Source organism: Methylobacterium sp. 13MFTsu3.1M2 (genome assembly GCF_900112625.1).
In the GTDB taxonomy this organism is placed as follows: Bacteria; Pseudomonadota; Alphaproteobacteria; order Rhizobiales; family Beijerinckiaceae; genus Methylobacterium.
Window position 1 is genome coordinate 70,482 of sequence record NZ_FOMM01000021.1, and the last position, 20,500, is coordinate 90,981.

Annotated in this window: 18 protein-coding genes; 9 read left to right on the forward strand and 9 right to left on the reverse strand. The window is 71.9% G+C overall.

Annotated features, from left to right (window positions below):
* Nucleotides 1-118 precede the first annotated feature (118 nt).
* Both dnaJ and dnaK read right to left on the reverse strand, forming a co-directional pair.
* A complete protein-coding gene (dnaJ, locus tag BM314_RS20935; RefSeq protein ID WP_020093829.1) occupies nt 119-1,267 on the reverse strand; it encodes a molecular chaperone DnaJ in 1,149 nt (382 codons plus the stop codon).
* A 251-nt stretch (nt 1,268-1,518) separates the two neighbouring features.
* The gene (dnaK, locus tag BM314_RS20940; protein ID WP_091979972.1) at nt 1,519-3,435 is read right to left on the reverse strand and encodes a molecular chaperone DnaK; all 1,917 of its coding nucleotides are present in this window, start codon (nt 3,433-3,435) and stop codon (nt 1,519-1,521) included.
* Between the two features lie 392 nt (nt 3,436-3,827).
* Here dnaK and BM314_RS20945 point away from each other — a divergent pair, with 392 nt between their 5' ends.
* On the forward strand, nt 3,828-4,814 hold the full coding sequence (locus BM314_RS20945; protein ID WP_091979974.1) for a hypothetical protein: 987 nt from the start codon (nt 3,828-3,830) through the stop codon (nt 4,812-4,814).
* Nucleotides 4,815-4,959: 145 nt separating this feature from the next.
* On the opposite strand, the gene BM314_RS20950 is transcribed toward BM314_RS20945, so the two are convergent.
* Entirely contained in the window at nt 4,960-5,598 is a 639-nt protein-coding gene (locus tag BM314_RS20950; protein WP_091979976.1) for a YqgE/AlgH family protein, read from the reverse strand.
* Between the two features lie 129 nt (nt 5,599-5,727).
* Here BM314_RS20950 and BM314_RS20955 point away from each other — a divergent pair, with 129 nt between their 5' ends.
* The 3 genes from BM314_RS20955 to BM314_RS20965 all read left to right on the forward strand — a co-directional run bounded on the left by BM314_RS20955 (nt 5,728) and on the right by BM314_RS20965 (nt 7,441).
* Complete coding sequence (locus BM314_RS20955; RefSeq protein ID WP_244539993.1) at nt 5,728-6,126, forward strand: hypothetical protein; 399 nt, start codon at nt 5,728-5,730, stop codon at nt 6,124-6,126.
* Nucleotides 6,127-6,228: 102 nt separating this feature from the next.
* Nucleotides 6,229-6,708 carry a peroxiredoxin gene (locus BM314_RS20960; protein ID WP_091979978.1) on the forward strand — a complete coding sequence of 160 codons (480 nt, stop codon included), beginning with the start codon at nt 6,229-6,231 and terminating at the stop codon, nt 6,706-6,708.
* 91 nt (nt 6,709-6,799) lie between these two features.
* The gene (locus BM314_RS20965) at nt 6,800-7,441 is read left to right on the forward strand and encodes a DedA family protein (protein ID WP_056523681.1); all 642 of its coding nucleotides are present in this window, start codon (nt 6,800-6,802) and stop codon (nt 7,439-7,441) included.
* Between the two features lie 6 nt (nt 7,442-7,447).
* Here BM314_RS20965 and BM314_RS20970 read toward each other — a convergent pair whose 3' ends face one another.
* Together BM314_RS20970 and BM314_RS20975 are read right to left on the reverse strand one after the other, a co-directional pair.
* The gene (locus BM314_RS20970) at nt 7,448-8,206 is read right to left on the reverse strand and encodes a restriction endonuclease (RefSeq protein ID WP_091979980.1); all 759 of its coding nucleotides are present in this window, start codon (nt 8,204-8,206) and stop codon (nt 7,448-7,450) included.
* Nucleotides 8,207-8,316: 110 nt separating this feature from the next.
* Complete coding sequence (locus BM314_RS20975) at nt 8,317-8,730, reverse strand: Ros/MucR family transcriptional regulator (protein ID WP_020093821.1); 414 nt, start codon at nt 8,728-8,730, stop codon at nt 8,317-8,319.
* Between the two features lie 394 nt (nt 8,731-9,124).
* Between BM314_RS20975 and BM314_RS20980 the strand changes: the two genes are divergently transcribed.
* The gene (locus tag BM314_RS20980; protein ID WP_091979982.1) at nt 9,125-11,824 is read left to right on the forward strand and encodes a bifunctional acetate--CoA ligase family protein/GNAT family N-acetyltransferase; all 2,700 of its coding nucleotides are present in this window, start codon (nt 9,125-9,127) and stop codon (nt 11,822-11,824) included.
* A gap of 54 nt (nt 11,825-11,878) precedes the next feature.
* Here BM314_RS20980 and BM314_RS20985 read toward each other — a convergent pair whose 3' ends face one another.
* Both BM314_RS20985 and BM314_RS20990 read right to left on the reverse strand, forming a co-directional pair.
* Entirely contained in the window at nt 11,879-12,412 is a 534-nt protein-coding gene (locus BM314_RS20985) for a Dps family protein (RefSeq protein WP_020093819.1), read from the reverse strand.
* 136 nt (nt 12,413-12,548) lie between these two features.
* The gene (locus BM314_RS20990; protein ID WP_091979984.1) at nt 12,549-14,366 is read right to left on the reverse strand and encodes a L,D-transpeptidase family protein; all 1,818 of its coding nucleotides are present in this window, start codon (nt 14,364-14,366) and stop codon (nt 12,549-12,551) included.
* 384 nt (nt 14,367-14,750) lie between these two features.
* Here BM314_RS20990 and BM314_RS20995 point away from each other — a divergent pair, with 384 nt between their 5' ends.
* Nucleotides 14,751-15,869, forward strand: a complete 1,119-nt coding sequence (locus BM314_RS20995) for an acyltransferase family protein (protein ID WP_091979986.1) — start codon at nt 14,751-14,753, stop codon at nt 15,867-15,869.
* Here the strand turns inward: BM314_RS20995 and BM314_RS21000 are convergent.
* Nucleotides 15,856-17,034 carry an endo-1,4-beta-xylanase gene (locus BM314_RS21000; protein ID WP_091979988.1) on the reverse strand — a complete coding sequence of 393 codons (1,179 nt, stop codon included), beginning with the start codon at nt 17,032-17,034 and terminating at the stop codon, nt 15,856-15,858. The two genes, BM314_RS20995 and BM314_RS21000, sit on opposite strands and share 14 nt — an antisense overlap.
* A 156-nt stretch (nt 17,035-17,190) precedes the next feature.
* On the opposite strand from BM314_RS21000, the gene BM314_RS21005 reads away from it, so the two are divergent.
* Complete coding sequence (locus tag BM314_RS21005) at nt 17,191-18,033, forward strand: SDR family NAD(P)-dependent oxidoreductase (RefSeq protein WP_091979990.1); 843 nt, start codon at nt 17,191-17,193, stop codon at nt 18,031-18,033.
* A gap of 149 nt (nt 18,034-18,182) precedes the next feature.
* Here BM314_RS21005 and BM314_RS21010 read toward each other — a convergent pair whose 3' ends face one another.
* A complete protein-coding gene (locus BM314_RS21010; RefSeq protein WP_091979992.1) occupies nt 18,183-18,470 on the reverse strand; it encodes a GIY-YIG nuclease family protein in 288 nt (95 codons plus the stop codon).
* Between the two features lie 219 nt (nt 18,471-18,689).
* Between BM314_RS21010 and zwf the strand changes: the two genes are divergently transcribed.
* A complete protein-coding gene (gene zwf, locus BM314_RS21015) occupies nt 18,690-20,162 on the forward strand; it encodes a glucose-6-phosphate dehydrogenase (RefSeq protein ID WP_091979994.1) in 1,473 nt (490 codons plus the stop codon).
* Between the two features lie 122 nt (nt 20,163-20,284).
* The gene (locus BM314_RS21020; protein WP_056523710.1) at nt 20,285-20,485 is read left to right on the forward strand and encodes a hypothetical protein; all 201 of its coding nucleotides are present in this window, start codon (nt 20,285-20,287) and stop codon (nt 20,483-20,485) included.
* The last annotated feature ends 15 nt before the right edge of the window (nt 20,486-20,500 follow it).

A 20,500-nucleotide genomic window follows, 5' to 3' on the forward strand; every position in this document is an offset into this window, starting at 1 on the left:
GATGAGAATGAATGGCTAGGGACGGCGCTGTCTTACAGTCAAGCCGGCGCCGCGCCTAGGGGATGCAAGCCACGCCGGCCGCTTGCATAACGGGTCTTCCCGGGATTCGGATCCGGCCTCACGGCCGGACCGCGCCCCCGAAGAAGTCCCGCACCTTCGAGAAGAAGCCCGCGGACTCGGGATGGTTCTCCGGGGAGGCCGACTGGTCGAACTCCTGGAGCAGCTCGCGCTGGCGCTTGGTCAGGTTCTGCGGGGTCTCGACGAAGACCTGGATGTAGAGGTCGCCGACCTCCCGCGAGCGCAGCACCGGCATGCCCTTGCCCTTGATGCGGAACTGCTTGGCGGTCTGCGTCCCCGCCGGGATGCGCACCTGCGTCTGCGAGCCGTCGATCACCGGAACGGTGATCTCGCCCGAGAGCGCGGCCGTGACCATCGAGATCGGCACCCGGCAGAACAGGTCGGCGCCGTCGCGCTGGAAGAACTCGTGCTGCTTGATCGACAGGAAGACGTAGAGGTCGCCCGCCGGCCCGCCGCGCAGCCCGCTCTCGCCCTCGCCGGCGAGCCGGATCCGCAGCCCGTCATCGACGCCCGCCGGCACGTTGATCGAGAGGGTGCGCTCGCGGTTGACGCGCCCGGCGCCCTGGCAGGCGGTGCAGGGGTCGTCGACGATCTCGCCGCGGCCGTGGCAGTTGGGGCAGGTCCGCTCGATGGCGAAGAAGCCCTGCGCCGCCCGGACCCGTCCGTAGCCCGCGCAGGTCGGGCAGGTCCGCGGCTTCGAGCCGGGCTTCGCGCCGGACCCGTCGCAGACCTCGCAGGTGATCGAGGTCGGGATCTTGATGGTCTCGGCCTTGCCGGTGAAGGCCTCCTCCAGAGTGATCTCGAGGTTGTAGCGCAGGTCGGCCCCGCGCTCGCGGCCCGGCGTGCCGCCGCGTCCGCGGCCACCGCCGGCGGCCCCGCGGCCGTCGCCGAAGAAATTGTCGAAGATGTCCGACATGAAGTCGCCGAACTCGTTGCCGAATCCGGGACCGCCGGCCCCGCCCTGGCTGAAGGCCGCGTGGCCGAACCGGTCGTAGGCGGCGCGCTTCTGGCCGTCGGAGAGGCACTGATAGGCCTCGTTGATTTCCTTGAACTTGATCTCGGCGTCCTTGTCGCCGGGATTCCGGTCGGGATGATAGGTCATCGCGAGCTTGCGGAAGGCGACCTTCATCTCGCCTTCCGTGGCGGTCTTGGTGACCCCCAGGATCTCGTAGTAGTCCCGCTTCGACATCCCGCCCTCAGGTGCCTTCCCGTCCCGTCCCGTACCCCGGGCCGCGACGCTTCTCTACCACCGCGCCGCCGTTCCGGGAGGCCGCGACGAGCCCGGAAACCGGAGGCGCCGACGACGCGGATCCGCGATCGGCCGGCGGCTCCCGGTTCCGGGCCCCGCAGGCCCGGCATGACGGAGCTTCTGAATACGCTTCTCACGCAAAGGCGGGGCCGGATCGCTCCGGCCCCGCGCGGTCGTATCAGATCCGCGCCTCAGGCGCGCTTCTTCTGGTCCTTCTCGTCGACCTCCTGGAAGTCGGCGTCGATGACGTCGTCCTTCTTCTCGGAGGCCGCCGCCTCGGCGCCCGCATCCGGGCCGGCCGCCTGGTTGGCGGCGTACATGGCCTCGCCGAGCTTCATCGAGGCCTGCATCAGGTCCGTGGTCCGGGCCTTGATGGTCTCGACGTCGTCGCCCTCCAGCGCGGTCTTGAGCGCGGTCATCGCGGTCTCGATCGCGCCCTTGTCGGTGGCCGGGACCTTGTCGCCGTACTCGGTCACCGACTTCTCGGTGGCGTGGATCAGGCTCTCGCCCTGGTTCTTCACCTCGACGAGCTCGCGCCGCTTCTTGTCGGCCTCGGCGTTCGCCTCGGCGTCCTTCACCATCCGGTCGATGTCGGCGTCCGACAGGCCACCCGAGGCCTGGATGCGGATCTGGTGCTCCTTGTTGGTCGCCTTGTCCTTGGCCGTCACGTTGACGATGCCGTTGGCGTCGATGTCGAAGGTCACCTCGATCTGCGGCATGCCGCGGGGCGCCGGCGGGATGCCGACGAGGTCGAACTGGCCGAGCAGCTTGTTGTCGGCCGCCATCTCGCGCTCGCCCTGGAAGACCCGGATCGTGACCGCGTTCTGGTTGTCCTCGGCGGTCGAGAAGGTCTGGGACTTCTTGGTCGGGATCGTGGTGTTGCGGTCGATGAGCCGGGTGAACACGCCGCCCAGCGTCTCGATGCCGAGCGACAGCGGGGTCACGTCCAGCAGCAGCACGTCCTTGACGTCGCCCTGGAGCACGCCCGCCTGGACGGCGGCGCCGATGGCCACGACCTCGTCCGGGTTGACGCCCTTGTGGGGCTCCTTGCCGAAGAAGGCCTTCACCACCTCCTGGATCTTGGGCATGCGGATCATGCCGCCGACCAGAACCACCTCGTCGATCTCGGAGGCCGACACGCCGGCATCCTTGAGCGCCTTGCGGCAGGGCTCGATCGTCCGCTGAACCAGATCGTCGACGAGCGACTCGAACTTCGCGCGGCTGAGCTTCAGCGCGAGGTGCTTCGGGCCGGTGTTGTCGGCGGTGATGTAGGGCAGGTTGATCTCGGTCTGGGTGGCCGAGGACAGCTCGATCTTGGCCTTCTCGGCGGCCTCCTTGAGGCGCTGGAGGGCGAGCTTGTCCTTGGTCAGGTCGATGCCCTGCTCCTTCTTGAACTCGGCCGTCAGGTACTCGACGATCCGGTTGTCGAAGTCCTCGCCGCCCAGGAAGGTGTCGCCGTTCGTCGACTTCACCTCGAAGACGCCGTCGCCGATCTCCAGGATGGAGACGTCGAAGGTGCCGCCGCCGAGGTCGTAGACCGCGATCGTGCCGGACTTCTTCTTGTCAAGGCCGTAGGCCAGCGCCGCCGCGGTCGGCTCGTTGATGATGCGCAGCACCTCGAGGCCCGCGATCTTGCCGGCGTCCTTGGTGGCCTGACGCTGGGCGTCGTTGAAGTAGGCCGGGACCGTGATGACCGCCTGCGTGACCGGCTGGCCGAGATGCGACTCGGCGGTCTCCTTCATCTTCTGCAGAGTGAAGGCGGAGATCTGCGAGGGCGAGTACTTCTTGCCGTCCGCCTCGACCCAGGCGTCGCCGTTATCGCCGCGGGCGATCTTGTAGGGCACGAGGCCCTTGTCCTTCTGGGTCATCGGGTCGTCGTAGGTCCGGCCGATGAGCCGCTTGATGGCGAAGAACGTGCGCTCGGGGTTCGTGACCGCCTGGCGCTTGGCCGGCTGGCCGACGAGCCGCTCGCCGTCGTCCGTGAAGGCGACGATGGACGGCGTGGTGCGCGCGCCTTCCGAATTCTCGATGACCTTGGGCTGCGTGCCTTCCATCACGGCCACGCAGGAATTGGTGGTGCCGAGGTCGATGCCGATAACTTTACCCATGGTGGGATCCCTCTTTGTGTCGCGTTCAAGCAGACCGCCGAGCCCCGAAGCAGCTCGGCCCATGGCGGTGTCGGGGGTGATGTGAGTATGGGACCCGGGCCGGATCAAGGGCCGTGAACGGCTGAAACCCAGCGCGCAATCCCGCGTCGAGGGCGATATAAGAAGCCCGTTCCGGGCCCGCAAGGCGAAGCCTGCGCGGCGGGATCGGCCACGCGAATCCGCGCCATCCCCTTGGCATTCCGGCAGGATCTCGCCGCACGGCCGACGTCGGCCCGGTGGCGTGGCTGCATTTTGTTGCTCCGCTGCCACGTCGGCGCCATCGACGGCGTGTTAACGTTTCGACAAGGGGTTGCGCGTGGCCCCGCCACTTCGTGTCCCCGTCGTAGAGTCCGATGCGCCCGACCCGCAGCCTCCTGCTCCCGATCCTGGCGGTCGCCGTCGCGGCGCCCGGGATGCTCGCCGCGCCCCCCGCGCGGGCCCAGAACTTCTTCGAGCGCCTGTTCGGCATCAAGCCGGAGCGGCCGCCGGTGCCGCCGCGCGGCCTGCCGGAGCCGGCGCCCGCGCCCGGGGCACCGGGCGAGCCGGGCCCGCCCGCGGCGGCCCCCGAGGCGCCCCGGCCGGCCCCCGCGCCGGCCCGCCCGGTCGTGCTGAAGACGCCCTCCGAGGACGGCGTGATCGGCCAGGAGCTGCAGCTCAACGGCCTGTCCGGCTCGCTGAAGCTCGAGCGCTCCGGCACGGCCGTCACGGCGCGGATCAAGTTGCCCGGGACCAAGATCTCGCAGCCGGCGGATTCGTGCACGGTGCCGCTCGCGGGCGGCAATCCGGTGACGCTCACCGCCGAGGGCAAGCCCGAGGGCGTGCCGCGCTTCGAGGCCGCCGGGGCCGAGTGCCCGCTGCGCTTCGACGTGACCGACGGCGGCGTCCTGGTCTCGAGCCTGGGCTCGGGCCCGGTCTGCACCTTCTCGGCGGCGGATTGCGCGACCACGCCGGTCGGCCTCTGGGGGCCGGGCGCCGCCACCCTGATCCCGCGGGCCGGCGAGTTCGACACCGCCCGCGGCGTGGCCGACAAGGCCGTCCGGGACAATTACAAGCTGATGACCCAGCGGGCCCGGCGCGAGGATGTCCGGCCGATCGTCAGCGAACAGGCGGCGTTCTCGTCGGACCGGGAGCAGCTCTGCCGCACCTACGCGCGCGAGGGCACGCACGGGTTCTGCCATCTGCGGGTGACGGAGAACCGCGCCCTGGCCCTGGCGACCCGGCTCGGCGCCAACACGGCGACGCCCACCGCCGCCGTGGCCCCCCGGCGGCCCCGGCCCAAGCCGGCGGTCGAGGGCATGAACCCGGACGCGGTCGGCGGCGGCGACGCCGTTCCGGAGTAAGACCGCCCCGTAACGGCCCGGCGCAACCGTCTTTGCGAGCGGAGCGAAGCAGCCCAGGGTAGCGCGAGGCTGGCCGGCGTAGCGTTCCTGGATCGCTTCGCTCCGCTCGCAAAGACGGCGTGCCGCCCCGGCGAGCGCGGTCGGGTCAGGCCCGGCCGGCGGTCATCGACAGCATCGCCGGGTCGATGCCGTTGGCCCGCAGGGCGAGGTCGTACTTGGCGTCGAGGTCGGCGTTGAAGATCAGGGCCGGGTCGGCCGGGCAGTTGAGCCAGCCGTTGGCCATGATCTCGCTCTCCAGCTGCCCGGCCTGCCAGCCGGCGTAGCCGAGCGCCAGCACGGCGCTGGCCGGCCCCTCGCCGCTGGCGATGGCGCGGAGGATCTCCACGGTCGCGGTCAGGCAGATGCCGTCGTCGATGATCAGCGTCGATTGCTGGATGTGGAAATCGTCGCTGTGGAGCACGAAGCCGCGCCGTCCCTCCACCGGGCCGCCCATCAGGACCGGCATGTGGCCGACCCGCTCGCGCAGGCGGATCGCGTCCGCCTCGGGCGCCACGTCGAGCTGGACCAGCAGGTCCGGCATGCTGATGTCGGTCGCCGCCTTGTTGACGATGATGCCCATGGCCCCGTCGGCGGAATGGGCGCAGATGTAGATCACCGAGCGCGCGAAGCGCTCGTCGGCCATGCCGGGCATGGCCACGAGGAACTGCCCGTCGAGGAAGTGCGGGCCCGCCAGCTCCGTGCGGAGCGGCGCCGCCTTCCCGGCCTGGGACGACGCTGCCGACATGGGATCGGGCCTGCGGTGCGGAGGGTGCGCCATGCGTCCATGCTACGCCGCGCCCCTCCGTTGTCCAGCGGGCAAAAGGGACGCAGCAAGCCTCCCCCAAGCTTGTGCGGGTCTCATGCGCGCCGCAGAATGTCCTGGCCGGCACGCGAGGCGATCGTTCCGGCCACGTTCGAGACCGTGACCATCATGGCTGGATCCGCCTCTCAGACCGCGTTCGACATCGAGGAGCAGCGCGCCCGGATCGAGCGCGCGCACGAGGAGACGCGGAAGTTCGTCGCCGAGCAGCACAAGCTGATCGCCGAGCAGTCGAACCTGGCCGCGGAGCAGACCAAGCTGGCGGCCGAGCAGTTCAAGATGACGGCCGAGGCTTCGAAGACGGCCGTCGAGCAGACCAAGCTCGCGGCCGAGGCCGCCAAGATCGGCCGGGACCGGAGTCTCGCGCCCTGGCAGGTGGCGCTGTCCGACATGACGGCCGGGGCCGCGCTGTTCGGCGCCGGGGCGGCCTTCGTCAAGCTTCTCGGACCGTGAGCCGCAGGCCGCTCCCGATCCTCGACAGGCACCCCCTGCCACGCTAGGTCAGGCGCGCTGCTCACGCGCGCCATCCCAGCGCGCGACAACGAGGGACCCGCGATGATCCAGGTCGGCGACCACCTGCCCCAGGCCACCTTCCGGGTGATCGGCCCCGAGGGCCCGATCGCGCGCACCACCGACGACGTGTTCAAGGGCCGGCGCGTGGTCCTGATCGGCGTGCCGGGCGCGTTCACCCCCAGCTGCCACCGCAACCACCTGCCGGGCTTCGTGACCCACAAGGACGAGATCCTCGGGCGCGGTATCGACGCCATCGCGGTCACGAGCGTCAACGACGTGTTCGTGCTCGACGCGTGGTCGAAGGCGAGCGGCGCCGAGGGGCTGGAATTCCTCGCCGACGGCAACGCCGATTTCGCCAAGGCCCTCGGCCTGGAGATGGACGGCACCGGCTTCGGCCTCGGGATGCGCTCGAAGCGCTACTCGATGCTGGTCGAGGACGGCGTCGTCCGGATCCTCAACGTCGAGGAGACACCCTCGAAGGCCGAGGCGTCCGGCGCCGAGGCACTACTGAAGGTCCTCTGAGGACGCCGCCGGCCGCAGATCGGCCCTCTTAAGGCCACGTTCCGTCCGCTTGTGTCGCCGGGCTCTGCCCGGAGACCGGCCCGAGGACCGCATGGCCTTCCTGAACGACCTGCCCATCGCCGACCTGATCGCGAATTACGGATACATCGCGATCTTCGTGATCATCACCCTCGAGAGCGCCGGCGTGCCGTGCCCCGGCGAGACGGTGCTGATCTCGGCCGCCGTCTACGCCGGCAGCACCGGGAACCTGAACATCGGCCTGGTCATCGCCGCGGCGGCGACGGCCGCGATCCTGGGCGACAATGTCGGCTACTGGGCGGGGCGGCGCTGGGGCATGCCGCTGCTGCTCCGCTACGGCCATCTCATCGCCCTCGATCACGGGCGGCTCAAGCTCGGCCAGTACCTGTTCCGCCAGCACGGCGGGAAGATCGTGTTCTTCGGCCGCTTCACCGCGATGCTGCGCGCCTACGCGGCCCTGCTCGCCGGGGTCAACCGCCTGGACGCGCGCCGCTTCTTCGCCTTCAACGCCCTCGGCGGCATCGTCTGGGCCGGCAGCATGGGCATCGGCTCGTACTATTGCGGGCGCCAGATCGAGCACATCGTCGGCCCGGTGGGCCTGACCCTGCTCGCCCTGGTGGTGTTCGGCGGCCTGGCCCTGTGGCTGTTCGTGCGCCGCCACGAGGCGCGCCTGCTCAGCGAGGCGGAGATCGCCATCCCCGGCCCGCTCGCCTGACGGGCATCACGTCTCCGCGAGGTCGAACGCCTCGATCGCCTCGAGGGCGTCGTGGTGCAGGAGGAGGACGCCGGTGGCCGTGGCGAGCCGGCGCGCCGCCGGCGTGAAGCCGGCGTTCGACACCACGGCGGCCCGGTCCCCGTCCCAGTAGCGCAGGGCCGCGGCGGCTTCCTGCACGGCGGCGTTGCCCACGGGCTTGCTCAGCCGCTTGCACTGCACGACGAGGCGCAGCCCGTCCCGCACCGCCACGATATCGGCGCCCTGGTCGCCGCTCGCCGGCGTCCGGTGCGCCCGCCAGCCCGCCCGGACCAGGCGCTCGGCGCAGTAGCGCTCGTAGTCCAGCCCGTCCCCGGGCGCCTCGTCCTCCTCCGGGAGCGCGACGGCGGCGGCCTCGGCCTCGACGATCGCCAGCATCCGCGCGTGCTCCGCCTCGGCGAGGTCGGCGAAGCGGGGACCGAACTGCGGCAGGACGGTCCGCTCGAGGAAATAATCGCGCTCGCGCAGCCAGCCGTCCTCGATCCGGTTGCCGTAGGGGTCGGTGTAGCTCTCCTGCCGCCGCCGCAGCGCCAGCGTCTCGGCATGGGCGCGGGCGATCCGGCGCACCCGGGCCCGGAACCGGCGCGGGCGCCCGAGATGCCGCAGCAGGACGAGCGCGAGGGCGAGTCCCGTCGCGGCGAGCGCCGGCCGGCCGTACCAGAGCCCGAAGGGGAGGCCGATCACGGCCGTCCAGAACAGGCGGGCGACGAGGCTGGGCTTGCCGGGCATCGGGTCTCGGGGGCGCTGACGGGCCCCCGACCCTCGCAAGTGCGGCTTGCCCGATGCCTAACCCGCCTCCGAAAGCTGTGGACGCGGGCGCGGATGAGAGCGCCGCGCCGTCAGCCCTTCCGACGCTGGTGGCCGAGGCCCATGCTCTTGGCGAGGCTGGACCGCGCCGCGGCGTAGTTCGGCGCCACCATCGGGTAGTCGGGCGGCAGGCCCCACTTTCCCCGATACTCCTCGGGCGTCAGGTTGTAGTGCGTCCGCAGGTGGCGCTTCAGCGACTTGAACTTCTTGCCGTCCTCCAGGCAGACGATGAAGTCGGGCTGGACCGAGCGCCGGACCGGCACGGCCGGCCGCAGCTGCTCCGCCGGCGGGGCGGACGGCTCGCCGAGCCCGTGCAGCGTCGCGTGGATGGCCGCGATCAGCCCCGGCAGTTCCGGCGCGGGGACCGGATTGTTGCTCACGAAGGCCGACACGATGTCGACGGACAGCGTGAGATAGTCCGGTTGCCCTTCACCCGTGGCGTCCATCCCGTAACCTCCAATCGATCCCAGCCGGCCACCGACGCCGGCCGGGATCTGTCTCTGCTCGACCCGATACAGGGTAGTTAATGGGCAGTTACTATGGTGGTGTGAATTCAATAGCAAGTCCAATCCACACATGCCCACAAGTGCCGTCTTAGAGTGGATAAATGGCGCCCGATATTGAACAAAAGGAGGTCTGGAGACCGCGCTCGCGTCGACCACGCGATTTCCGGCCGGCGCGTGCCGACCGGGCGTTGCAGGCGCGCCGGATCGCGCCATCTGGGAGGGCGGCGGGCGCCCCGGCGCCTCGTCCGTTCGGACGTGAGCGAGAGGCCAGATGCGTGCCGCAAGGAACGGCCTGCGGGACCGCGTCCCGTGACGATGTCGTGAGCCGCCGGTCGTGAGCACCTACCGGTTCGACAAGCTGCTGGCGCCCCGCTCGATCGCCCTGGTCGGGGCGGTGGGGCGCGAGGGCTCACTGGGGCGCAGCGTGCTCGACAGCCTGCGCGCCGCGGGCTTTCCCGGCGCGATCATGCCGGTCCAGCCCGACCAAACGACCGTCGACGGGCTGGCCTGCGTGCCGCGGGTCGCGGATCTGCCCGCCGCCCCCGACCTCGTCCTGATCGCGGTGCCGCCGCCGAGCGTGCCCGAGGTCGTCGCGCAGGCCGCCGCGATCGGCGCCGGGGCGGCCGTGATCCTCACGGCACGGCTCGGATCCGGGCCGGGGGATCCCGGTCCGGTCGCCCACGGGATCGCCCGCGCCCACGGCCTGCGCCTGCTCGGGCCCGACAGCGCCGGCTTGGCGGTCCCGGGCGCGAGGCTCAACGCCAGCCTGTTCGCCCAAGCGCCCGAGGCCGGCGACCTCGCCCTCGTCTCGCAATCCGGCACGGTCGCGGCCGCCATCGTCGCCTGGGGCGCCCGCCACGGCACGGGCTTCTCGGCCGTGCTGTCGCTCGGCAGCGTCCTCGACATCGGCGTGGCCGACTGCCTCGACCACTTCGCCGCCGATTTCCGCACCCGCGCGATCCTGCTCTGCCTCGACCGGGTCGCGGATGCCCGCCGGTTCATGTCGGCCGCCCGCGCCGCGGCCCGGGCCAAGCCCGTCGTGGTCCTGCGGGCGGGCCGGCACCGGCCCGACACCCGCGCCGCCGTCACCCATACCGGCGCCCTGGCCCGCCCGGACGCGGTCTACGCCGCGGCCTTCCGGCGGGCCGGCCTGCTGGCCGTGCCGGACCTCGACGCGATGTTCTCCGCCGTGGAGACCCTGGGGCGGCAGCGGCCGTTCCCCGGCCACCGGCTGGCGATCGTGTCCAACGGCCGCGGCATCGGCCTCCTCGCGGCGGACCGGCTGATCGAGCGGGCCGGGACCCTGGCGGCGCCCGCCGAGGCGGAGGGCCGCGCGCCGGGAAACCCCCTCGACCTCGGCGTCGACGCCGCCGGTCCGGCCTTCGCGTCCGCGCTGACGCCGCTGCTGACGGATCGGACGAGCGACGCCGTGCTGGCGATCCACGTGCCGACGATCCGCTCGGAGGCCGGCGCGGTGGCCGAGGCCGTCGCCGCGACGGTCAAGGCCGCCCGCGCCGGCCAGACCCGCAAGAAGCCGGTCTTCGCGGTCACGCTGGGCGACGCGGAGGCGGCGCGCGAGACCTTCGCGCAGGCCGGGATCCCGCATTTCGCCACCGATTCCGAGGCGATCGAGGGCTTCCTGCACCTCGTGCGCTACCGCGAGGCCCAGGACGACCTGATGCGCACGCCGGACTCGCTGCCGCGGGACTTCTCCCCCGACACGGCGCGGGCCCGCTCGATCGTCGCCGGCGCCCTGCGCCAGGGCGCCGCGTGGCTCGACCCGGTGGCGGTGAACGGCCTCCTGCAGGCCTACGGGATCCCGACCGTCCCGATCACGCTCGCCCCCGACACGGACGCGGCCGCCGCGGCCGCGTGGCCGATCATCGCGGCGGGCGGGACGGTGGCGCTGAAGGTCGTCTCGCCGGACATCGTGCACAAATCCGACATCGGCGGCGTCCACCTCGACCTGACCAGCGAGGCCGACGTCGCGGAGGCCGCCCGCAGCATCCTGGCCCGCGCGCGCCGGGAGCGGCCCGACGCCCGGGTCACCGGCTTCGCCGTGCAGCCGATGGTCCGCCGCGGCCAGCGCCGGGAGCTGATCGCCGGGCTCGCGGAGGACGCGGTGTTCGGCCCGGTGGTGGTGTTCGGCCGGGGCGGGACCGCCGTGGAGGTGATCGACGACCGCGCCCTCGGCCTGCCGCCGCTCGACCTGACCCTGGCGCGCGACCTCATCGCCCGAACCCGGGTCGCGCGCCGCCTGGAGGCCTACCGCGACGTGCCGGCGGCCGATCTCGGGGCGATCGCGCTGACGCTGGTGAAGCTGTCCCAGCTCGCCGCCGACCTGCCGCAGGTGCGCGAGCTAGACATCAACCCGCTCCTGGCCGACGAGACCGGCGTGCTGGCCCTCGACGCCCGGGTCCGGATCGGGCGCGCCGAGCGCGGCGACCACGGCAGCGTCCACGGTAGCGCCCACGGCCGCGGCCACCCGCGCTTCGCGATCCGGCCCTATCCGGCCGAGTGGATCCGCACGCTCAACCTCAAGGACCGGACCGTGCGGGTGCGGCCTGTGCGCCCGGAGGACGAGGGCCTGTTCCTGGCCTTCTTCAAGGGTCTCGACCCGGAGGACCTGCGGCTGCGGTTCTTCGGGCCGGTGCGCGAGTTCAGCCACGCCTTCCTGGTCCGCCTGACGCAGCTCGACTACGCCCGCGCCATCGCGTTCGTGGCCACGGAGATCGGGCCGGGCGGCGGCGAGCGCATGCTCGGTGCGGTCCGGCTCCACGCCGACGCCAACCACGAGAGCGGCGAGTACGCGATCGCGGTGGGCCGCGACGCCCGCGGGACGGGCCTCGCCTTCGCGCTGATGCGCCTGATGATCGACTGGGCGCGCTCCGAGGGGATCGGCCGGGTCGAGGGCACGGTGCTGGCCGAGAACCGGCCGATGCTGGCGGTGTGCCGCCGCCTCGGCTTCACGCAGGGGCGCGACCCGGACGATCCGGGCCTCGTGAAGGTGCACCTCGATCTCGCAACCGGCTAGCGGCGCGGCGAGGCCCGACCCGGCGCCGGCCGCGCCGGTGCCGGGGGGCGCGGCTCAGTGGCCGCTGTCGGTCGCGTTGCGGGTGGTCTCGTAGAGGAACCACGTCCGCTCCTCGGACTGGTCGATCCACTCCTCGAGCTGCGAGGTGGTCGCCACGTCGCCGGCCTCGTCGGTGACCCCGTGGAGGGTCCGCATGTTGGCGGTGAGGGCCTTGTTGTCGTCGCGCAGCTCCTTGAGCATGTCGAGGGGCGAGACGTACTCGGCATCGTTGTCGGCCACGCGGGTCAGGCTCTTGGCCTGGCCGAGCGAGCGCAGGACCGTGCCGCCGATCTTGCGGGCGCGCTCGTTCACCGCGTCGATGATCTCGAAGATCTGGGCCGACTGCTCGTCCAGCAGCAGGTGGTAGTCGCGGAAATGGGGTCCGCTCATGTGCCAGTGGAAGTTCTTGGTCTTGATGTAGAGGGCGAACAGGTCCGAACTCAGGACCGTCAGGCCCTCGGCGATCGTCCGGACGTCGCTCGGATCGAGGTCGGTCGGGGTGTTGAGGCGCGCGCTCTCGATGCGGCTGCTCGGCTTGGCCTTGGCCATGGTCGTCTCCAATGCGATTCGCTGGCTCGGCGCGCCGCTCCGTCACTCCGCGGAGGTGCGGACGCGCCTTCTGCAGGCCAATGGCCGGCCCGCCGGGATGTTCCGGCGTACCGAGAATCGCATAGCTGGGTTGGCTTTAGCGGGTAGGTTCGACGGATTCCAAACTGCGGTGCTCGGTAACGGGCCGCTCCGGCGACGGCTTCGCCGGTGCGGGCCTGACCGGCGCGGGCCCGACCGTCGCGGGCTTGGCCGCGGCAGCCCGCGCGGGAGCCGGCTTCGCGTCGTGGGCGGCACCGGGCCGGGGCGGGGCCGGCGCGGTGGCGGGGGCCGGCTTCGCGGCGTCCGCGCCCGCCGCGGGCGGGATCGCGCCGGTGGCGGCGGGCTCGGGCGCCGGCGTGTCGAGGTTGTAGATGTCGTCGCGGAAATGCGCCTTCCCGTCCGGCGTGGCGAAGCCGGTGAGGTACACGAAGGTGACCGGAATCGGCTTGGTGAGCTTGATGTCGCGGCGCTCGCCGTCGGCGATGCCGGTCTCGATCTCGATCGGCCCCCAGCTCGTGCCCGGCCCGTTGGGGCCGTCCGTGCCCTGCAGCAGCCAGCCGACCAGCTCTTTCACCTGTCCGACCCGGACGCAGCCGTGGCTGTGGAAGCGGACGCTCGCGGCGAAGAGCGACTTCGCCGGCGTATCGTGCATGTAGACGGCAAAGCGGTTCGGCATGTCGATCCGCACCTGGCCCAGCGAATTGTCGAGGCCGGAATCCTGGCGCAGCGTGTAGTTGACGGCCTTCTGGCCCGCCCAGTCGATCCGGGTCGGGTCGACCTCGCCCGCCGGGCCCAGGATCCGGATGCGGTTCTTGGCGAGGTAGCCCGGGTTCTTGCGCATCGCCGGGATGATCTCGTTCTTCACCACCGAGGCGGGGACGGTCCAGGTCGGGTTGAAGTTGATGTCGGTGATCCGCGTCTCGACGGACGGCGTCGCCTTGTCGGGGGAGCCGACCACCGCGACGTAGCGGCGCGTCACGGCGCCGTTCTCCACCGCCTCCACGGCGGCGGACGGGATGTTGACCACCACGTAGCGCTCGCCGAACGGGAATTTCGAGCCCATCAGCCGGGCCGCGGAGGCAGCGAGCTGGCGCTGGCGCACCGCGGCCGGCACGTTGAGCGCGTTGATCGTGAGCCGGCCAAGGATACCGCTGTCGGGCAGGCCGTGACGGGCCTGGAACGCCGCGATCGCCGCCACCAGGGGCGGGTCGAGGCGGTCGTTCGGGGGGGCATCCGCCGGCAGGTCGCCGGTCAGCGTCAGGTGGTGGCGCAGGGTGGGGATCGCCGGGTGGCGCTCGCCGGGCTTGAGGCGCGCGAGATCGTCTGGCAGCCGCTCCCAGCCCCCGGCCTCCGCGAAGGCCGCGTAGCGCTCGGCCGCCCGGAGCGTGTCGAGGAACGTCCGCGGCGTCAGCGTCGGGTTCGGGTCGGCGGAGACCTTGGCGTAGACCAGCGGCGCCGGCTCGCGGGACCTCTTCGCAGCTTCCTGAGGCTTGGCCGGCTGGGACTTGGTCTCGGCCGATCGGGCGTCGGACGCCTTGCTCTCCGACGCCTTGCTGTCCTGGGCCTTCGCGTCCTGTCCCTTCGCGTCCTGCGCCCTGGCATCCTGCGCCTTGCCCTGCGCCGGGACTGGCTCCGGCGCGGCCTCGGTCGCCCGGGGCTCGGCTGGCCTGGTCTCGGCCGGCCTGGTGTCGGCCCGCTTGGCCTCCGCCGGCTTGCCGGTCGCGCCCTTCGCCTCACCCTTCGCCTCCGGTGCGCGGGGCTCCTGGCTCCTCGCGGTCTCGCCCGCGGCGGGCGGCACCGCGCCGGTCCCCTGCGCCTGGGCGACGCCGGGCGCTCCGAGCAGGGCCAGCAGGGACAGGCCCGCACCCAGCGCGGCGTGCGGGCGGGCGTGACGGCGGGGCTGGACCGGGACCATACGCAACACTCCCGACGCGCTCAGGCGGCGCGACCGGGCCGGATGATGGGCCGGCGTGGTTACCAATCTCCTCCGACCCTGAAAGCTGGCAGGATCGGGATTCACGATCCCGCAATTGACTCATCCGCGCGTGACGGCGCGGATGTCGGTCGGCGTGAACGTCGCGCTCATACATTCATGCGTTGCTGGCTCCGGCGCCCACGTCTTTGCGAGCGGAGCGAAGCGATCCAGACGGCGCGACGCCGCCCGTCGTCGCGCTGCCCCGGGTCACTTCGCTCCGCCCGCGATGACGGAGTAGGACACCTTCATCGAAGCGTTCCGTCGGACACCGCGTGGCCGGGCCGCCACGGCTGCCCAGGCCCGGACAGGAGATCGGTCCCCAGCATGCCGGATTCCGGTGATCCGATCCCGAGGACGATGCCCTACCTGCCGCAGCTCGACGGGGTGCGGGCGCTCGCCATCCTGATCGTGTTCGCGGCCCATTGCGGCTACGGGCACGTGGTGCCGGGCGGCTTCGGCGTGACCGTCTTCTTCTTCCTCAGCGGCTACCTGATCACCACGCTCCTGCGGATCGAGCGGGCGCGGACCGGGACGGTGTCGCTTCCCGCCTTCTACCTCCGGCGGAGCCTACGCATCCTGCCGCCCATGTACCTGACCCTGCTCGCCTCCGGCGCGCTCTACGCGGCGGGGTGGCTCGACTGGATGCCGGTCGCGCCGGCGGCGGTCCTCGGGCAGGCGACCTTCCTGACGAACTATCCCGGCCTGTTCGGCACCGAGGCGGTGCTGCCGGTGCCGCTCTGGAGCCTCGCCATCGAGGAGCACTTCTACCTCGTCTTCCCGCTGGTCTTCCTGCTCTGGCTCGGGCGCCTGCGGCCGCGCCGCGCGGCCCTGGCCTGCCTGGGGCTCTGCGCGGCGGTCCTGGCGATCCGGTGCGTCAACGTCTGGCGGCTGCCGGATTACAGCCTGAACTACAGCTGGACCCACACCCGGATCGACGCGATCCTGTTCGGGTGCTGCCTCGGGCTGTGGAACAACCCGGTGGTCCCGGCCGACCGGGCGTGGCGCCCCGCGCCCTGGCACGTGGCGGCGAGCCTCGCGGTGATCCTCGGGACCCTGGCGGTCCGCGATCCCGCCTTCCGGGAGAGCCTGCGCTACACGCTCCAGAGCGCCGCCCTGTTCGTGCCCTTCGCGTACCTGCTGCACGGCGAGGGACCTCTGGTGCGGCTGCTGGCCAGCCGGCCGATGCGCCGGCTCGGGCTCTGGTCCTACAGCTTCTACCTCGCGCACATGACCGTGGTGGCCCTGGTGCTGCACCTGCGGCCCGGGCTGCACGGCGTCGGCCTGATGCTGGCGGCCTTCCCGGTGACCCTGCTGTGGTGCTGGGGCATGTACGGCCTCGTCGAGCGCCCCTGCGCGCGCCTCCGCCGCCGGCTCCTGGCGGATCGGCCGCCGGAGCCGAGCCTAGCCGAGGACGGCCGCCGGGCCGAGGTCACGCCCGCCTGAGCTTCTCGCGGGCGGCCCTGTGATCGGGCGCGGCCTCGAAGGCCGCCTTCATCGCGTGCCACAGGGGCTTGCGCCGGAATTGCGCGTCGAGCGGCAGCGCCCGCTGCGGCAGGCCGTCGGGCCGCTTGCGGTAGGGGTGGTCGTTCAGCCACGTGTCCGGGTCGTAGATGTCCCAGGTCAGGACGTCGAGGCAGGCGGGCTCGTCCAACACCACGTCGAGGTAGCGGCGGGCGTAATCGGCCACCATCCGGTCGCGGGTCGCCACGTCGGACGGGAAGGCGCGGTCGTCGATGTCGAGCTCGGTGATCTCGATGCCGAGGCCCATCTGGCCGATCTCCCGCAGGAAGCGCCGCAGCTGGCCCTGATCGATCGGGATCGTGCTGGTGAGGTGCGACTGGAGCCCGAAGCGCCGGATCGGCACGCCGCGGGACCGCATCGCCTCCAGGCGGCGCAGGACCTTGGTGCGCTTGGCCTCCATCCAGGGCACGCCCTGCTCCACCGCGTCCTCGTTCCACGTGCCGGCGGCCGCGGGGTCGGTCTCGTGCAGGATCCGGAAGGCGAGGTCGACGTAGCCGGGGCCGATGGAGGCCAGCCAGGGCGAGTCGCGCAGGCCGCCGCCGCGGTCGGGATCGGCCTCGTTGCCGAGGATCTCGTTGACCACGTCCCAGGCGACGATCTGGCCGCGGTAATGGCCCGCCACCGTCTCGATCCAGCGCCGCATGAAGTCCTCGGCCTGGACGGCGCTCGCCCGGCCGAGCAGCGGTCCGACCCAGGGCGGCAGCGCCGCGTGCCAGACGAGCGTGTGGCCGCGCATGCGCTGGCCGTTCGCTCTCGCGAAGCGCAGGATGGCGTCGCCGCGGGCGAAGTCGGTCTTGCCCGGCGCCGGCAGGACCTCCTCCATCTTCATCTCGGTGCCGCAGACGAGGATGCCGCATTCCCGCGCCACCGCCTGCCGGTAGGCGGGCGTCGCGTCGAAGCGGTGGAACGGCACCTCGCAGCCGTATGTCAGGCCCTTGGCGGCCGCGGCGGCCTGGAGGCTGTCGGCCGACCAGGACGGCCGGCCGAGGGGACCGAACCCCGCCGGGCCGGCCGCGCGCGCCGCGCCGGCGAGGCCGAGGGCGGCCGCGCCGGCGAGGATCGACCGGCGGTGCGGGAGAGGGGGCATCCGGGTGCTTCGTTCCGTGACGTGCCCGCCACCCTAGCAGAAGCCGCCGCGGCGGCGATCCGCTGGTTCTGCCGGGGCGGCGCGGGACCGCGGCGCGAACTCGCCTTCCGCCCGGGGCGCCCCATCTGATGGGCGCCCGTCAGCCGAGGATCCGTCATGAGCCAGCACCCCGCGATCAGTCCGGGCCGCAGCGCGGTCGTCACCGGGGCTGCGAGCGGCATCGGGCTCGCCGCCGCGCAGGCCTTCGCCCGGGCCGGCATGAACGTCTGGCTCGCCGACCTGCCGGGCCCGGCCCTGGACGCGGCCCGGGCCGCCGTCGCCGAACTCGCCGCCGTCGAGGTGCGCGCCGTGCCCACCGACGTGTCGGACCGGGGCGCCGTCGAGGCCCTGGCGACCGCCGTCGCCAAGGGCGGGCCGCCCGCCCTGGTGATGCTGAACGCCGGGATCGAGGCCGGCGGAAAACTGTTCTCCGACGCCGACACCTGGACGCGGATCCTGGGCACCAACCTCGGCGGCGTCGTCAACGGCATCCACGCCTTCGCGCCCGGGATGATCGAGGGCGGCAGGCCCGGGGCGATCGTCGTCACGGGCTCGAAGCAGGGCATCACCACCCCGCCGGGCAACGCGCCCTACAACGTCTCGAAGGCGGGCGTGAAGGCGGTCACCGAGGCGCTCGCCCACGAGCTGCGCAACCGGGAGGGCTGCCACACCACGGCCCACCTGCTGATCCCGGGCTTCGTCTACACGGGCCTCACGAAGGCCCGCGGCGTCGCCGAGAAGCCCGCCGGGGCCTGGACGCCCGACGAGACCGTGGCCTTCCTGCTGGAGCGGCTCGCCGCCGGCGATTTCTACATCCTCTGCCCGGACAACGAGACCACCCGCGCCCAGGACGCGAAGCGGATCGCCTGGGCGTCCGGCGACATCGTCGAGAACCGGCCCGCCCTGTCGCGCTGGCACCCGGACTACGCCGAGGCGTTCAAGCGGTACATGGCGGGGTGACCCACGCGGCCTCGCGCTGCCCTGGGTCACTTCGCTCCGCTCGTGATGACGGAGTGTGTGAAGGCGGCCTGGGGGGCCGCGATGAGCCAGACGACGCCGTCTTTGCGAGCGCAGCGAAGCAATCCAGGGATCCGCGACGCCGGACCCGTTCACGCGAGATCGGGATACAGGTCGTTCCAGTCCGGATTCATCGCCTCGATCAGCGCGAGCTTCTTCTTCCGTGAACCCGCCTTGATCTGCTTCTCGCGGGTGATGGCTTCGGCCATGGTCGGGTATGGCTCGTACCAGACCAAGCGCTTGCAAGCGTAGCGGCTCGTGAAACCGGGAAGCAGCGCCTCCCGGTGCTCGTAGACCCGCCTGGCGAGATTCGCGGTCACGCCTGTGTAGAGCGTGCCGTTGCGGCGGCTCGCCATGATGTAGACGGCCGGCTCGCGCATCGTGCTGTCCTTCGGCGCCGCCGCGCTGCCCTGGGTTGCTTCGCTGCGCTCGCAAGGACGGAGCGTGGCAGCGTGGACTTGCTCGGACCTGTCCCGGTCGCCCCCTGAACCGGACAGCGCTGGCCTGCGCCCCTCGTCTGGCGAAGCCCTTGCACACGGGCTAGGTCAGTGCGACGCAGCCGCCGCACGAGACCAGCGCACGACAACCGGGAGCCGCACTTGGCCACGATCATCCCCGTCGCTTCCTTCGACTGCGTCGTGTTCGGCGCCACCGGCGATCTGACCGCGCGCAAGCTCCTGCCGGCCCTGTTCTACCGATTCCGCGACGGCCAGATCCCCGAGACCAGCCGGATCATCGGCGCCTCGCGCTCGGAACTGTCCCTCGACGCCTTCCGCGAGCACGCCCGCGACGCGCTCAAGCGCTTCGTGCCGGCGTCCGACCTGTCCGACGACATGCTCCACCGCTTCCTCGACCACGTCGACTACGTCGCGGTCGACGGCGCCGGCGACATCGGCTGGACCGACCTCGTCGCCAAGCTCGACGAGCGGCCCGACCAGGTCCGGCCCTACTACCTCGCCACCTCGCCCGACCTCTACGGCTCGATCTGCCGCAACCTCGCCGCCCACGGGCTCGTGGGGGAGAAGTCCCGCGTCGTGCTGGAGAAGCCGATCGGCAAGGATCTGAAATCGGCCCGGGCGATCAACGACGCGGTCGGCGAGGTCTTCCCCGAATCGCAGATCTTCCGGATCGACCACTATCTCGGCAAGGAGACGGTCCAGAACCTGCTCTCGCTCCGTTTCGCCAACACGATCTTCGAGCGGCTCTGGACCTCCGACGTGATCGACCACGTCCAGATCACGGTCGCCGAGACGGTGGGGGTCGAGGGCCGGGCCGGCTACTACGACACGTCGGGCGCGATGCGCGACATGCTGCAGAACCACATCCTGCAGCTCCTCTGCCTCACCGCCATGGAGAGCCCGCTCAATCTCGAGGCGAACTCCGTCCGCGACGAGAAGCTCAAGGTGCTGCGCGCCCTGAAGCCGATCACCAGCCAGGACATCCCGCTGGTGACGGTGCGCGGCCAGTACGTGGCGGGCGCCGTCGACGGCAAACCGGTCGAGGGCTACCTCGCCGAGCTCGGCCACGAGAGCCGGACCGAGACCTTCGTGGCCATGAAGGTCGAGATCCAGTCCGGGCGCTGGGCCGGGGTGCCGTTCTACCTGCGCACCGGCAAGCGCCTCCCCCAGAAGCTCTCCGAGATCGTGGTGCAGTTCCGCGCCTCGCCGTTCTCGATCTTCCCCGAGGAGGCCTTCGGCCGCGAGCCCAACCGCCTCGTGATCCGCCTGCAGCCGCAGGAGGGCATGAAGCTCGAGGTGATGACCAAGGATCCGGGGCCCGGCGGCCTGCGGCTGCGCCCGACCGACCTCGACATCTCCTTCGAGGAGACCTTCAAGCAGCGCTACCCCGACGCCTACGAGCGCCTGCTGATGGACGTGGTCCGCGGCAACGCGACGCTGTTCATGCGCCGCGACGAGGTCGAGGCCGCCTGGGCCTGGGCGGACGGCGTGCTCAAGGCCTGGGCCGACCGGCCCGAGGCGCCGCGGCCCTACCCGGCCGGCAGCTGGGGCCCGACCGCCGCCATCGCGCTGATCGAGCGCGACGGCCGGACGTGGCACGAGGAATTGCGGTAACGACGCGCCGCGGCTCACGGCCAAGCTGCCTTGATACGGTCAAGCCGGATGTGAAATCTGTCGGCGCTGCCGGATACCGCCCCGCCAGAGGGTGGAGACGGCGCAGCACGAGGGATCATCACATGCTGGACCATCATCGGGACGCGGCCGTCCAGGCCGAGCGTCGCCTGGAGCGTTCGGTCGCCGCCGCCCTGCGCGTCATCGCGGCCGCCCACGACGAGCGGCAGGCGCCGCCGGTCACCGCGGCCCGCCGCCGCCTGAGCGAGGTCTACGGCGCCACCCGCCTGGCCCGGCGCCTGGAGCAGGAGCGCCGGACCGCCTGAGACACGCCGTCTTCG